Annotated in this window: 12 protein-coding genes and 1 tRNA gene; 2 read left to right on the top strand and 11 right to left on the bottom strand. The window is 60.3% G+C overall.

Annotated elements, in window-relative coordinates; genetic code table 11:
- Positions 1-12 precede the first annotated feature (12 nt).
- From trbL to A9G05_RS19550, 7 genes are all read right to left on the bottom strand, one after another.
- The gene (gene trbL, locus A9G05_RS19570; RefSeq protein ID WP_069562536.1) at positions 13-1,410 is read right to left on the bottom strand and encodes a P-type conjugative transfer protein TrbL; all 1,398 of its coding nucleotides are present in this window, start codon (positions 1,408-1,410) and stop codon (positions 13-15) included.
- Between the two features lie 4 nt (positions 1,411-1,414).
- Positions 1,415-1,654 carry an entry exclusion lipoprotein TrbK gene (gene trbK, locus A9G05_RS19565; RefSeq protein ID WP_069562535.1) on the bottom strand — a complete coding sequence of 80 codons (240 nt, stop codon included), beginning with the start codon at positions 1,652-1,654 and terminating at the stop codon, positions 1,415-1,417.
- Positions 1,655-1,664: 10 nt separating this feature from the next.
- A complete protein-coding gene (gene trbJ, locus A9G05_RS19560) occupies positions 1,665-2,456 on the bottom strand; it encodes a P-type conjugative transfer protein TrbJ (protein ID WP_069562534.1) in 792 nt (263 codons plus the stop codon).
- A complete protein-coding gene (traJ, locus tag A9G05_RS19555; RefSeq protein ID WP_069562533.1) occupies positions 2,425-2,820 on the bottom strand; it encodes a conjugal transfer transcriptional regulator TraJ in 396 nt (131 codons plus the stop codon). The genes trbJ and traJ overlap by 32 nt, the downstream gene beginning before the upstream one ends.
- A gap of 273 nt (positions 2,821-3,093) precedes the next feature.
- Positions 3,094-3,486, bottom strand: coding sequence for a TraK family protein (locus A9G05_RS27365; protein WP_139131189.1), 393 nt, complete (start codon positions 3,484-3,486; stop codon positions 3,094-3,096).
- Between the two features lie 17 nt (positions 3,487-3,503).
- On the bottom strand, positions 3,504-4,349 hold the full coding sequence (locus A9G05_RS26740) for a helix-turn-helix domain-containing protein (RefSeq protein WP_083272613.1): 846 nt from the start codon (positions 4,347-4,349) through the stop codon (positions 3,504-3,506).
- Between the two features lie 5 nt (positions 4,350-4,354).
- The gene (locus tag A9G05_RS19550; protein WP_069562532.1) at positions 4,355-4,576 is read right to left on the bottom strand and encodes a helix-turn-helix domain-containing protein; all 222 of its coding nucleotides are present in this window, start codon (positions 4,574-4,576) and stop codon (positions 4,355-4,357) included.
- Positions 4,577-4,832: 256 nt separating this feature from the next.
- Between A9G05_RS19550 and A9G05_RS19545 the strand changes: the two genes are divergently transcribed.
- Both A9G05_RS19545 and A9G05_RS19540 read left to right on the top strand, forming a co-directional pair.
- Positions 4,833-5,237 carry a hypothetical protein gene (locus A9G05_RS19545; RefSeq protein ID WP_069562531.1) on the top strand — a complete coding sequence of 135 codons (405 nt, stop codon included), beginning with the start codon at positions 4,833-4,835 and terminating at the stop codon, positions 5,235-5,237.
- Positions 5,238-5,352: 115 nt separating this feature from the next.
- A complete protein-coding gene (locus A9G05_RS19540; protein ID WP_139131188.1) occupies positions 5,353-6,327 on the top strand; it encodes a hypothetical protein in 975 nt (324 codons plus the stop codon).
- A 188-nt stretch (positions 6,328-6,515) separates the two neighbouring features.
- Here the strand turns inward: A9G05_RS19540 and A9G05_RS19535 are convergent, their stop codons facing one another.
- The 4 genes from A9G05_RS19535 to rpoD all read right to left on the bottom strand — a co-directional run bounded on the left by A9G05_RS19535 (position 6,516) and on the right by rpoD (position 13,485).
- Positions 6,516-7,574 (bottom strand): site-specific integrase, encoded by a 1,059-nt coding sequence (locus A9G05_RS19535; RefSeq protein WP_069562529.1) that lies wholly within the window; start codon positions 7,572-7,574, stop codon positions 6,516-6,518.
- A 126-nt stretch (positions 7,575-7,700) separates the two neighbouring features.
- Positions 7,701-7,777 (bottom strand) — tRNA-Ile (locus A9G05_RS19530).
- A gap of 16 nt (positions 7,778-7,793) precedes the next feature.
- Positions 7,794-11,528: a bifunctional diguanylate cyclase/phosphodiesterase gene (locus A9G05_RS19525; RefSeq protein WP_069562528.1), complete on the bottom strand. Its 3,735-nt coding sequence runs from the start codon at positions 11,526-11,528 to the stop codon at positions 7,794-7,796.
- Between the two features lie 103 nt (positions 11,529-11,631).
- Positions 11,632-13,485, bottom strand: a complete 1,854-nt coding sequence (gene rpoD / locus A9G05_RS19520) for an RNA polymerase sigma factor RpoD (protein ID WP_069562527.1) — start codon at positions 13,483-13,485, stop codon at positions 11,632-11,634.
- Between the last annotated feature and the right edge of the window lie 51 nt (positions 13,486-13,536).

The following is a 13,536-nucleotide window of genomic DNA, read 5'->3' as shown; positions in this document are numbered from 1 at the left end:
TAATTTTAGCCGCTAAAATTTTTCGTCTCGGCGGCCGCGATTAACGAACTCGGCAATCTCGTCTTCTGGCGAGTCACCGCTTTCGCTTCCTGGCCCGATGCTGTTGGGCTGATCGTCCTCCTGGCCCCGAATGGCTGCTGCCATCTGGCCGCCGAGGGTCTGCTGGGCTTGCTCCATAAAGTTACTGCTGAGCTTGGCAGCTTTCTCCCCGATAACTGCACCTGCACCTTTGGCAAGCTCAGCAGTGGTGCCGACGGCCAGTTTGGCGGCTTGCTGTAGCGCACTGCCGCCAGGGTCCCCCATTGCTTCGGCCAGCGGGCTGTCCGATCTGTTGCCATCTTCCCCTGCAGAGCTTTGGAAAATGGGCATGCCGCCTTCATCCATCGCTCCCTGTGCCTTCTGCATTGCTGCTTTGATAGCAGAAACGCCCCCGGCCACATTCTGGGCTCCGGCCATGGCGGTGGAGCCTGCCATGCTCATCGCGGCAGAAGCCATGCCGACCGTTCCCATTGCTGCGCCGACCGCTGCGCCGGCCCCGAAGTTGCCAATGCCCCCTGCGCTCGAACTGCTCCCTGTGATGATGCCGGCGAGCATGGGCGGCACCTTATTGGTCAGAAGCAGCAGACAGAGGCAGAAGATCAGCATGACCCCCAGCTCCTCGAAGTTGAGGACGCCCCTGGTCATCTTGGCGAAAAAACTATTGAGTAGGTCGCTGCCAATGCCAACCAGCAGCACCATGGCAAACAATTGAACGGCCACGCCCAGGACGGTCTTGTAGTAGTTGATGGCCATGTCGGAAGTCCAGCGGGAGCCACCGAAGCCCAGGAAGAAGATGCCGGCGTAGATCAGCAACCAGCCGGACACCAACATGATCAGCATGTTGATCGCGATGAGCGCCAGCATGAACAGAATCATCAGGCTCAGCACTAAGCCAACCAGGCTATCTACCGGGCTCCAGGTGGACATGCCAGCAAGCGTTTGCTTCCACAGCATGAATCCGATATCCACGATGCCGGATGGCGTGACCGAGGTTATGCCAGATGCCTGCTCGCCCAGCCTCTGCAGCGACCTAATGATTGAGGTCGCAAACTCCGGCCCGTTCCTGAGTAGCCACAGGTAGAAGCCGAAGAACAGGATGAAACGGCAGAACTCGGCAAAGAACTCGGCCAGGTCTGCCTTGCGCAGGGCCATCATGCCGAATGTCCAGGCCAGGGATATGGTGCCCAGTGTCCAGAACAGCCAGGACGCGGCATTGAGGATGACTGCCTGCCAGGTGGTTGCGCGGCTACTGAACTCGGTAATGACCTGATCCAGCATGCCTTGGTTGGTGAGTTGGGCTGCGGCGCCGCCAGAGTAGAGTGCAAGCAGCAGGCAGCAGCTGATCAGGCTGGTGTTCTTGAGCGTTTTCATGCGGTCACCCTTGCGAGCCGTTCAGTTCAAGCCAGTTCTTCGGTTGCTCGGTGGGCTGGATAGTGCCCGAGCGTCTGGAGCACTGGCCGGCAAACTCCGCCCGGGCCACCCGGTCTTCGATCTGGTTGATCACTTCCAGGGTGCAGTTGGCATCACTGACTTCGGGTATGGCTTGGGTATTTGGCTGGTCATCGCATCCAGCAAGCGCCAGAAGGGTGAGCAGCAGCAGGGGTAGTCTTTTCACGGGGCTCTCCTTAGCGGTTCATGTCCAGCCAGTTCTTGGGTGCTTGGGTGGGCGCTATGCGCCGTTCGGTCGAGGCAGCGTGGGCGGCTTGCTGCTTGGCCTCCAGGTCGGCCTCGGCCTGCATGCGGGTGGCAATGGCGTTTTGCTGGGCGACCAGCAGGCCGCGAATCTGCAGCAGCTGATTGGCCTGCTGGCTGGCCAGTTGGTTGGCGTAGCCGATGGCCTGCATCTGGCCGGTCGCGCCCTGAGCCTGGCGTTGCAGTTGCTGCAGTGTGTTGGCGTCGTGTTGCAGCGCAGCCTGCTGCTGATCCAGGCCAAGAAACAGCGCGTCGTTGGCCCTTTTCTGCGACTCGGAGGCAAGGCGCCGGTTCTCGTTCATCGCCGCCCACTCGGCTTCGCTGCAGCCGGCGTTGGAGAAGCAAGGTGATGCTCTGTAGTAGGCGACGTCCTGGAACTTGCCGAGGTAGCCGTCGATGCTGCCCAAGCTGCGCTTGTAGTAGTCCAGGGTGTCAATGGCGCTACGTAGCCTGTCCATCGTCTGGCTGGCCTGATCCCAGATGTAGGCTGTGGGCGCTGCCGTGTTCTGCAGCATGTTTTCGTATTGCTGCAGTTGGGTCTGGTACTGCTCGATCTGTTTCAGTGTCTGCGCCACGCTCTCCATGGCAGTCAGCACGTTCTGGGTGAGATTGCCGCCGTCGATGACGGGAATGCCCGCCTTGGCGTTCAAACTGATGAACGAGCTGGTGAGGCAGGCCAGAAGCCACAGTTTTTTAGCCGCTAAAATTTTCATCGTCGTCTCCATACGCTTTCATGGCTAGTTGCAATAACGCCTGCTGCGTTTCCTCGATTTTTGACAGCACCACCCCAATGGTTCGGCGCATCTGTGCTTCCTCGAAGCCAGCGAAGCGCTCGTCATTGGTCAGCCACATTTTCAGCAGTCCGCCCAAACGCCCCTGGTCGGCATTGATCTTCACTAAGTCCCCGACCAAATAAGCGTCAATGACGCTTCCGACCTCGTACCCCATCCCCAATGCAAGCAAATAGGAAGACGCCGTTTTTCCTGCATTTCTGGCGCCGGCCTCTATGTGCGCCTTTTCATCTGGAAGGCAGTAGACCTTGATGGGGGGGCTGCTTTTTCTCGTCGCTTCGCTTTGAACTTTTTTCATGCTCTTAGCTTCTCGCTTCTGCTGGCGGTAGCCGGCGCCTCGCAGAGCAAGACACCCGTTGAGCGCGTAGCGCGAATGTGGGGGGAGTGAAGAAGGCCGATCCGCTTGCGGATGGGCCTACTTCACCTGTCTTGCCCGGCATTTCATGCCGATTAATGGCCGCCTTGAGTCGCCAACGGATCGCCTCTCTGCCGTTCAGCGATGGGTTAACGCCAGATGAACGGAAATTGAACGGTTCCGTTGATACTTGAACGACTGCATGGCGTTTGTTGTTCATGGCAGAGGCTCCTTGGCGGGCTTTGCCTTGAACGCAAAGGCGTCTGCCGCGGCTTTGGGCTGAGGGCGCGGTACGGGTGCTTTCCTACTCCGCTGTTGGCTGCCGCTTGCCGACATTGGTAAATCGATCAGCTGGTGTGCGTACCGCCGGAAGGCCTGGTATGTGAAGGAAACACGCCCTTCGTCGTGCAGCGTTTTCCAGATAGCCAGCAGCGACCAGCCGTCTGTGTAGGCTTGCTGGATTTCGTTTCTCAGACTGAGAAAGGCGCTGCGGTTGCGAGCTGTAGTGCTGGCATCAGGTTTTCTCTGAATCCGGGCTGCAATTCGTTGTGAGAGCGTCTGACCAGCCGGCTTCTCGGCTTTGTTTGGATGAGTGTCGATTTCGCTCATGCTCCGTCCCTCAAGTGTCAATGAGCAGCGTTTTTCTCGGTTGCTTTGGCCAGGCCCGCAGTAGCGCGACGTTTCCACCCAGTTTTCATTGATCCTTGAGGGATGGGTGCCGCTTTAGTCGCTGCATGCTTTGTTGTGATGCGATGGCTGAAGGTCTGCCTGGCAATTTGTAGGGCGTCTTCCGCTGCGATACCGCCTTGGATCAGGCGCTCGACATACGCCGCTTCTGATAGCTCCGGTAGCGTCTGCTGTGTCGCTTGGTGTCCTCTGCGACGAATGACGGCTTTCAGCCAACGTGATGGGGAGGTTTGGATTGCTCCCTTGGTCAGCGCATCGACCAGAAGCGCAGTAAGCGCTTCCTGTTGGTCTGCGGGCACGTCGGAGATCAATCGTGCGAGCTGTATGCGTTCTTCGGCATCGAGGAGTGCAAGTATTGCCAGGCCCGGTGTTGAGGATTCATTTGATGGTTCATGTGGTGGTTCTAGGGGTGACATAGCCATGTCACCCTCCCCCTGACATAGCTTTGTCACCCCGGGGGCGACGGGGGTGTCACCCTTCCCATCTCTGCCATCAGTTGGGGGTGACAATTTGTCGGGGTAGCTCAGTACGAGTGTGTAGCCGTTAGAAACCTGTCGGCCGTTGGCATCGAATCGAGCGTCCTTCTTCAACATGCCTGCAGTTAGCAAGGTCTTGATGGTGCGCTGAATCGTGCGCTCCGAAGTGCTGCACTTGGCGGCGATCGTCTTTAGCTTCGGCCAGCAGTAGCCGTGATCATCTGCGTTATCAGCGAGCGCCATGAGGATGAGCTTCGGCACTGGTGGAAGCTGCTGCTCCCATGCCCAGTTCATGGCTTTGATGCTCATAGCGATCAGGCTTCGTCGATGAACTGCGCGAGATCTGATACGCGGAAAAGAACTCGCTTCCCAATTCGTTTCCTTGCGGGGCCAAGCTTGCGGGCAATCTCATTGTCGCCGCTCAGCGTAATCCGCAGCCCTTGAGGGCTCCTGTTGAGAATCTGGGCCACCTGTGCGAGCGACAGCAGGGGGCTGTTGAATTGCTCCATAAGGAGTTGCTCGGTACTAGTCGCCATGCTGGTGCTCTCCTTAACAATGTGAGGTAAAGTAGATAGAACAGCTGCAAATTAGGATAAATTATCGCAGTTGTTGGAATTTATATCCTATTCATGCGTGAGGTCAAGGGTGTACTCCATCCAAGATCGCTTTCGAGCGGTCATTCATCGAAATACCTCTGAGACTCGCCGGTGGTCTGAGCTGGAGGCTTTAACGGGCATTCCTGCTACGAGCTGGCAGAAGGCTTTTAACGCGAAGCAGCGACCGACCGCGGAGATGCTGGAGTCCGTGGCGCAGCTATGGCCGGAGTTTGCGTTTTGGCTTGCTACTGGGGTGACGGACGCGAAGAACGGCCATGTGGCATGCGTGAACGGGGTGAGTAAGCAGTTCTACCCCGAGCGGCCGAGTTCTCAGCGGAACGCTGCCAGGCCTTATTTCAATCAGCTGATTGAGATGTTTCGTCGCAGCTATGGCGAGGGACCAGGCTGGCTCGATGCGGCGACGGAGAGGGATGCGCAAGTGCAACTCTTGAAGCTTGAGGTTGCGAGAGATGCTGAGCGGCTTGCATTCAGTGAGGTTGAGCCAAGCTCGACTGAAGTTTTGAACCTGGCGCGAGAATCTTACAAGCAGGCTCTTAGTGAAGATTGGTTGAGTGCGTTGTCCACGAAGCCAAACGACTGAGGGCGAACTGAGGCTACCAAGGACTGCAATCGGCCAGAAACGGGCTACGCCACAGTGATAAACCAGGCCTCTGCCGAGGCCTTAGCTAACTATGAGCCTAGGGTTGATTCACGCTGTGAAAAATGCGAACGACATTCAAAATGATCTGCTTGTGGATATTCATAAGGAGCTAAGGGGGCACGATTCCGACGTCTCCACCAGAAACTCCCCGAAAACAGTGAAATATCACCTAGCTGGTATTCATCGCCATTTAACTAAGCTGTCGATCTTGAATGACCGAGAGGCAGGCAGAGAGCAGTCCAGCATGCGCATGGCGCTGGGGATTGTCGCGTTCCTAGGGCTCGTATTGTTCACCAATTCCATCGAGCCGAACCCAGACTTCACTTTTATTAACCCCTATCTGTTGGTGCTCAGCGTTTGCGGCGTGGTATTGGCACTGGTCTTCATTTGCGGCGTCCTTGAGCGTTCCCCATTTTGGAAGTCAATTTGGTCGCTGACCTCCGCTCGCTGGATCGTGTACATCATTTTCACTGCGATGGTTCTGGTTGCTAGTGGAAAAGCAGCAAGTCAGGTAAATGCGGTCTTTGGCGTGGATGCTGCATCGTTCCCTCGCACCTATGCGTTCACCACTGCACTGGTTTTGTTCAAACTGGCCAAGCCCTGGCTTATTGGCGTTGCGATTGGCGCCCTGATTGTGAGCCTCTGTGCTGTTAGACGGGGGCTCAAGGCGGTCGTCGAGAACTACGAGATCTGGGCTCTGTTTATGCCCGTCATGACTATCATTCTTGGGGCGTTCGTAATTTTCCGCGTGGGTGGCTGGGATAACAACGAGCTTTCCAACAAGCGCTTAGACCAGAAAATCTTCTTGATGGCCCAGGTGCTTGATCTGAATGCAAAGCACAACTGCAACGGTATTCCCGACACGCACCCGGTGATCTTTCTAGGGCCAACTCAGGAACGTGTATTGGTCGCACCACCGGTTCCAGATCTCGACTTCACTACCTTTTTTCACACTGACATTGAGGTGCCGGATCGATTCGTACAGGCCGACTGCCGGACTGGAGATGTACCGAGTAATTGGAGCTACTGAAAGGGGAGGCAATGCGCGGCAGCATTCGTTTGGCAGCTCTGCCACCTGATCATCCTCGTGCATCCCCTTACGGCCGAATGGTGCCTGCATGGGTACCAGCGCAATCGTCGGAACACGCTTCAGCGTATAGCGGCACCTACCTACGGAGCTGCTGGATGTCGCCAGTTGGCGATCACACGGGCTTTGCGCTAGCGCTTTAAGTTGTCCAGCTTGTCCACAAGATCTTCGGCGCGCAGGTGCGTATAACGTTTGAGCATCTGCATAGACTTGTGGCCGCTGATTGCTGAAACCTCTTGGTCAGATAGGCCGCCCTCGACCAGCCTGCTTACCGCCTCATGGCGCAGATCGTGGAAGCGCAGGTCGGGCATACCTAGCTTGGTCTTCAGCAAACCCCATGTCTTAGTGAATGCGTAGGGGCTTCGCTTACCGTTCTTGCCCGGCTCACCAAAGAACACCAGGTCGCAGTCAATCGGGCGTATAGGGTTGTTCAACGCCGCCTGGAAGGTCTCGGTGGCCCATTTGCTGAGTGGGACGGTGCGAGCACTGTCGTTCTTGGTGTCTGAGAGGCGTACCACGCGTTTTTTCAGGTCTACCTGGTGCCGTCGAAGGGATGTGATCTCTGACGAGCGCATGCCGGTTTCCAGGGCGATGCGGACGATCCAGCCAAGCATGGGGTTGCTGTGATTGTTTACGGCAGTCAGTAGGCGGCGTTCTTCCTCTGCAGACAAGCGCCGGTCGCGGCCTTCGCCGGGACTTGGTTTGCGGATATTCAGCACCGGGTTGAAGCTGAGGCCCAGGCCCCATTCCTGAATCGCCACGGTGAATAGGTGGCTGAGCAGGGCCAGCTCCAGGCGCACGGTGTTGTTGCTGGTGGGCTTGCCGCGATTGGTGATCGAGGCCAGGCGGGTGTCGCGGTAGCCGGCGATGATTTCAGCGGATAGGGCGGCCATGGAGTATTTGCCCAGGTGGCTGATCAACTGTTGGGCCTTGGTGGCTTCGGCGCGCTGAGTGGTCGGCTTCTTGGTCGGGCTGATTTCGCTGAGGTAGCGTTTCAGCGCCATTTCCAAGGTCATGCGCTCGGAGCCGCTGCGCTGGATGTACACACCCCTGACCATTTCGTCTTCGGTGCGGCGTGCCCAGTCTTCGGCATCGCGCTTGGTGCGGAAGGTTTTGGTGTTGGTCGGCCAGCCTGTTTTGCGTACCAGGGCCTTCCAGGTGCCGGCATCCGTTTTGACGATGGTGGCCATATTTTCCTGCTCCAAAAGCGCGCCGCTGTACCGGCACTGTACTGAATTTGTACCTTTGGACTATAGGACTGGTCTAGCTTTTTTCTTGCGGGCATGAAAAAGCCGCGCAATGCGCGGCTTTTGAGGTGGTGGGCCCACACGGACTCGAACCGTGGACCAAAGGATTATGAGTCCTCTGCTCTAACCGACTGAGCTATAGGCCCTCAGAAGGCGGGCGGATTATACCGGCGCCTTGCCGGGGGCGCCAACCGTTTGACTGGGGCTGAGGAATTGTCGGGCGAAGACGTCGGCGGGGAGGGGGCGGCTGACGATGTAGCCCTGGATCTGTTCGCAGCCTTCGGCGCGGAGGAAGGCTTCCTGGTCGGCTGTTTCGACGCCTTCGGCAATGACGGTGAGCTGCATGCTGTGGCCGAGGGCGATGATGGCGCGGGCGATGGCGGCGTCTTCCTGTTCGTGGGGGAGGCCGCGGACGAAGGATTTGTCGATCTTGATGATGTCGAGCGGGAGGCGCTTGAGGTAGCTGAGGGAGGAGTAGCCGGTGCCGAAGTCGTCGATGGCCAGTTGCAGGCCGAGGTCCTTGAGGGCGTGGAGGACGGCGAGGGCTTCTTCGGCCTGGCTCATGATGAAGGTTTCGGTGATTTCCAGTTGCAGGCGTTCGGCGGGGATGCCGGCGCTCCTGAGCTGTTGGTCGATGCGCTGGACGATGCCGGGCTGGTGCAGTTGGGCGCCGGCGAGGTTGACGGAGAGGGGGCCGAAGGGGGCGTGTTGGTCCTGCCATTCGCGCATCTGGCGGCAGGCTTCGCTGATGACCCAGTCGCCTAGGGTGAGGATGAAGCCGTTCTCTTCGGCGAGGGGGATGAAGCGGTCGGGTGAGATGTCGCCGAAGAGGGGGTGCTGCCAGCGCAGGAGAGCTTCGGCGCCGATGAGGCAGCCGCTGCGCAGGCAGAGCTTGGGTTGGTAGTAGAGGCAGAGTTCGTGGCGTTCGAGGGCGCGGCGCAGTTCGTTCTCCAGGGCCATGCGTTCGGTGGCCTGGAAGGTGAGGTCGCGGGTGTAGAGCTCGAAGCGGTTACGGCCTTTGGATTTGGCCAGGTACATGGCGGCGTCGGCGTTCTTGACGAGGGTGGCGGTGTCGCTGCCGTGCTCGGGGAAGCGGCTGATGCCGATGCTGGCACTGATGAAGAATTCGTGGTCCTGGGTTTGGAAGGGGGCCTGGAAGCAGGCGAGCAGGCCTTCGGCCAGTCGCTGGGCGTCTTCGGGGTGGCGCAGGTGGGGCAGGAGGATGATGAATTCGTCGCCGCCGAGGCGGGCGACGGTGTCGTTGCGGCTGAGCTGGTTGCCGAGGCGGTCGGCGATGCTTTTGAGGAGGACGTCGCCGATGGGGTGGCCGAGGCTGTCGTTGATGTGCTTGAAGCGGTCGAGGTCGAGGAACAGGACGGCGCCTTCGTGGCCTTCGCGCTCGCAGGCGGCGAGGGCTTGGCGCAGGCGGCTCTCGAAGAGGATACGGTTGGGCAGGCCGGTGAGGGGGTCGTGGTGGGCCTGGTAGTCGAGCCGGGCCTGGGCCTGTTTGAGCGGTGAGATGTCGGCGAAGACGCCGACGAAGTGGGTGATCTGGCCTTCGGGGTTGCGGACGGCGTTGATGGTGAGCCATTCGGGGAAGGTTTCGCCGCTCTTGCGGCGGTTCCAGATTTCGCCTTGCCAGTGACCTTCGCGGTTGAGCTGGTCCCACATGCCGGCATAGAAGCTGCGTTCGTGGTGGTTGGAGGCGAGCAGGCGCGGGGTCTGGCCGAGGGCTTCGTGTTGTTCGTAGCCGGTGATGGTGGTGAAGGCGCGGTTGACGGCGATGATGCGCTGCTGGGTGTCGGTGATCATGACGCCTTCGGCGGTGCTTTCGAAGACGGTGGCGGCCTGGAGGAGCTCTTCCTGCATCTTCTGCCGGTCGGTGACGTCGCGGGCGATGGTGAGGATGCAGGCTTCGCCGCCGACGGGCAGGGGCTGCGCGGAGAGTTCGCAGACGCGCAGGCTGCCGTCCTTGCGCCGGATGGGGGCGGTGAAGTCACGCAGGCCGCCTTCTTCGCGAATGGCGTTGACCATGTGGTCGCGGTCGCTGGGCCTTTCCCAGATGCGGAGGTCGAGGGTGGTGCGCTGGGCGGCTTCCTGTAGGTCGTAGCCGGTGATGCGGGTGAAGCCTTCGTTGGCTTCGATGAGACAGCCGTCGGAAAGACGGGTGATGAGGAGGCCGTCGGGGGAGGCGTGGAAGGCGCGGGCGAATTTCTCTTCGGAGAGGCGCAGGCGCTGTTGGGTTTCCTGCAGGACGGTGATGTCGCGCACGACGATGATGAGGGCGGGGATGCCTTCGACTTCGGTGTGCTGTGCGGAGAGGAGGCCGGTGAAGCATCGTCCGTCGCTGCGGCGGAAGGCCATTTCGAGGTTGTGCAGGTTTTCGTGTTGGAGATGCTGGAGCAGGCTGGCGGCGAGGCCAGGGTCGGCCCAGAGGCCGAGCTCGGTGGCGGTGTGGCCGATGGCCTGGGCGGCGCTGATCCCGGTCTGCTGTTCGAAGGTCTGGTTGACTTCGAGCAGGCGGCTGTCGCTGCGTCGGGCGAGGGCGATGACGTCGGGGCAGTGGTGGAAGACGGTGGCGAACTTCTGTTCGGAGAGGCGTAGGGCTTCTTCGGTGTGCTTGGCTTCGGTGATGTCGATCATGAGGCCGCGGATGACGGGGACGTGGCCGTGGTGGATGAGGGTGACGATGTCGCGAATCCAGAGGATGCGGCCGTCAGCGGCGAGCATGCGGTAGTCGAAGCTGTGGTCGCGGCCGGCCTGGGTTTCTTCCCGGCAGAAGTGCTGGGCGTGTTTGGCGTCTTCGGGGTGGAGGGTGCGTTGCCAGAAGCCGGGCTCTTTCCATTCGTCGAGGGGGTAGCCGAGCAGGCGTTCGGCGTGGGGTGAGACGTAGGTGAAGCAGTAGTTGTCGAGGCTCATTTCCCAGGCGATGGCGTTGAGGCTTTCGACGAGGCCGCGGTAGTGCTGTTCGCTGTTGCGGATTTCTTCTTCGAGCAGGGCGCGGCGGCTCATTTCGCCACGCAGGCGGCGGTTGATGCGCAGGACGAAGACGAGGACGAGCAAGGCGCCGAGCAGGGCGGGGATGACGTAGATGAGCTGGTCGGTCCAGACGGGGCGGCGGTCGATGACGCCGCCGACCCAGCGGTCCTGGATGGCGTTCATCTGTTCGGGTGTGAGTTCGGTGAAGAATTTGTCGAGGATGCCGACGAGGATCGGTTCGCTCTTGGGCGTGGCCATGGCGAGCTGGTAGCGGTAGGGCGTTTCGCCGCTGATGAAGAGGCCGTCGAGCTTTAGCTGGCGGAGGCTCCAGACGCTGGAGGCGAGGTCGCTGACGAAGGCGTCGGCCTTGCCGGTGGCGAGGGCCTGGAGGGCGGCGGCGACGGTGGGCGCGGTGAGCAGGTTGAGGTCGGGATTGCGGGTGTGGAGCAGTTCGTGGGGGGCGTAGTTTTCAACGACGACGACCTTGAGGCCGTACAGGTCATCGAGTGTCCTGGGATTGGCGCCATCTTCGCGGGCGAGGATGACGATGGGGAAGTCGAGGTAGGGGCGGGTGAAGTTGAGGTAAGCCTGGCGCTCGGGCGTGGACATGATGCCGGGAAGCAGGTCGACTTCGTTGCGCTTGGCACGTTCGAGGACTTCGCTCCAGTTGCCGGGTTCGATGGGGTCGAGGCGGATGTTGAGGCGGTCCTGGATGAGCCGGGTGTAGTCGGCAGCGAGGCCCTGGTGGCGACCTTGGCTGTCGCGGAATTCGAAGGGGGGCCAGGAGGCGTCGACGCCTATGCGCAGCGTCGGGTGGGCCTGGAGCCAGTCCTGTTCTTCCTGTGTGAGGGTGAGCGCTCCTGCGCTGGGCATCCAGAGTGACAGGCACAACACGAGGATGGCAGACAGGCGCGCCATGACAGTCCTGTTCCAAGGGGGATACAGGCCAGAGTGTAGTCGTGGAAGTTGGGGCTTTGGTAGTGGAAAGAAAAACCCCCGGGCGGGCCGGGGGTCTTGTCTTTTACTCGTCGAGGAAGGAGCGCAGATGCTCGCTTCGGGACGGGTGGCGCAGCTTGCGCAGCGCCTTGGCTTCGATCTGGCGGATACGTTCGCGGGTGACGTCGAACTGCTTGCCCACTTCCTCGAGGGTGTGGTCGGTGTTCATGTCGATGCCGAAACGCATGCGCAGGACCTTGGCTTCACGGGCGGTGAGGCCGGCGAGGACTTCGCGAGTGGCTTCCTTGAGGCTTTCGACCGTGGCGACGTCGATCGGGGACTGCATGGTGCTGTCCTCGATGAAGTCACCCAGGTGCGAATCTTCGTCGTCACCAATCGGGGTTTCCATGGAGATCGGCTCTTTGGCGATCTTCAGGACCTTGCGAATCTTGTCCTCGGGCATCTCCATGCGTTCGCCGAGTTCTTCCGGGGTGGGCTCACGGCCCATTTCCTGAAGCATCTGGCGGGAGATGCGGTTGAGCTTGTTGATGGTCTCGATCATGTGCACCGGGATACGGATGGTGCGGGCCTGGTCGGCGATCGAGCGGGTGATCGCCTGGCGGATCCACCAGGTGGCGTAGGTCGAGAACTTGTAGCCGCGGCGGTATTCGAACTTGTCGACGGCCTTCATCAGGCCGATGTTGCCTTCCTGGATCAGGTCGAGGAACTGCAGGCCACGGTTGGTGTACTTCTTGGCGATGGAGATGACGAGACGCAGGTTGGCCTCGACCATCTCCTTCTTTGCACGGCGGGCCTTGGCTTCGCCGATGGACATGCGACGGTTGACGTCCTTGATCTCGGCGACCTTGAGGTCGACTTCCTTCTCGAGGTCCACCAGCTTCTGCTGGTTGCGCTTGATGTCATCCAGCAGCTTGCCGATGGCTTCGGCGTACTTGGCCTTGCCCTTGGCGATGTCTTCGGCCCAGGTCAGGTCGACTTCGTTGCCGGGGAACAGGCGCAGGAAGTCGGCACGCGGCATGCGGGCGTCACGGACGCACAGTTGCATGATGGCGCGTTCCTGGCCGCGGACACGGTCCAGGGCGCCACGGACGCGCTCGACCAGTGCGTCGAACTGCTTGGGCACGAGCTTGATCGGCATGAACAGTTCGGCGAGGGCTTGCAGCTCCTCGGTGGCCTGCTTGCTGCCACGGCCGTGCTTCTTGAGGGCCTTGCGGGCCTTCTCGAGCTGGTCGGATACCGCGGTGAAGCGGCGCAGGGCCTCTTCCGGGTCCGGACCGCCGTCGCCTTCTTCCTCGGCGTCGTCGGATTCGCTTTCTTCGTCTTCTTCGTCGTCATCCTTGGCTTTGGCGGCCTTGTCGTTTTTCAGTTCGACAGGCTCGACTTCCTCGGCCGGCAGGCTACCGTCGTCGGGGTCGATGTAGCCACTGAGGACGTCGGAGAGGCGGCCACCTTCGGTGGTGACGCGCTGGTATTCGGCGAGGATGCTGTCCACGGCGCCCGGGAAGTGGGCGATGGCGCTCATCACTTCGCGGATGCCTTCCTCGATGCGCTTGGCGATTTCGATCTCGCCTTCGCGGGTGAGCAGCTCGACCGTGCCCATTTCGCGCATGTACATGCGGACCGGGTCGGTGGTGCGGCCGATGTCGGTCTCCACCGCGGCGAGAGCGGCTGCGGCTTCTTCCGCTGCGGCTTCGTCGGTGTCGGCTTCGGCCAGCAACAGGGCATCCGCATCCGGAGCACTCTCGAATACGTTGATCCCCATGTCATTGATCATGCGGATGATGTCTTCCACCTGTTCCGGATCGGAAATATCCTCCGGCAGGTGGTCGTTGACCTCCGCGTAAGTCAGGTAACCCTGCTCACGACCACGGGCGATCAACTCTTTGAGGCGAGACTGCTGTTGCGCTTTTCCGGACATAACACCCTATCCACTGAAGGTCTTGGCGGGCTGAAAACAAGCCGAGGATTA

It is taken from the genome of Pseudomonas sp. ENNP23 (assembly GCF_001728945.1).
Lineage (GTDB): Bacteria > Pseudomonadota > Gammaproteobacteria > Pseudomonadales > Pseudomonadaceae > Metapseudomonas > Metapseudomonas otitidis.
This window is presented reverse-complemented; position numbering and strand designations above follow the sequence as displayed.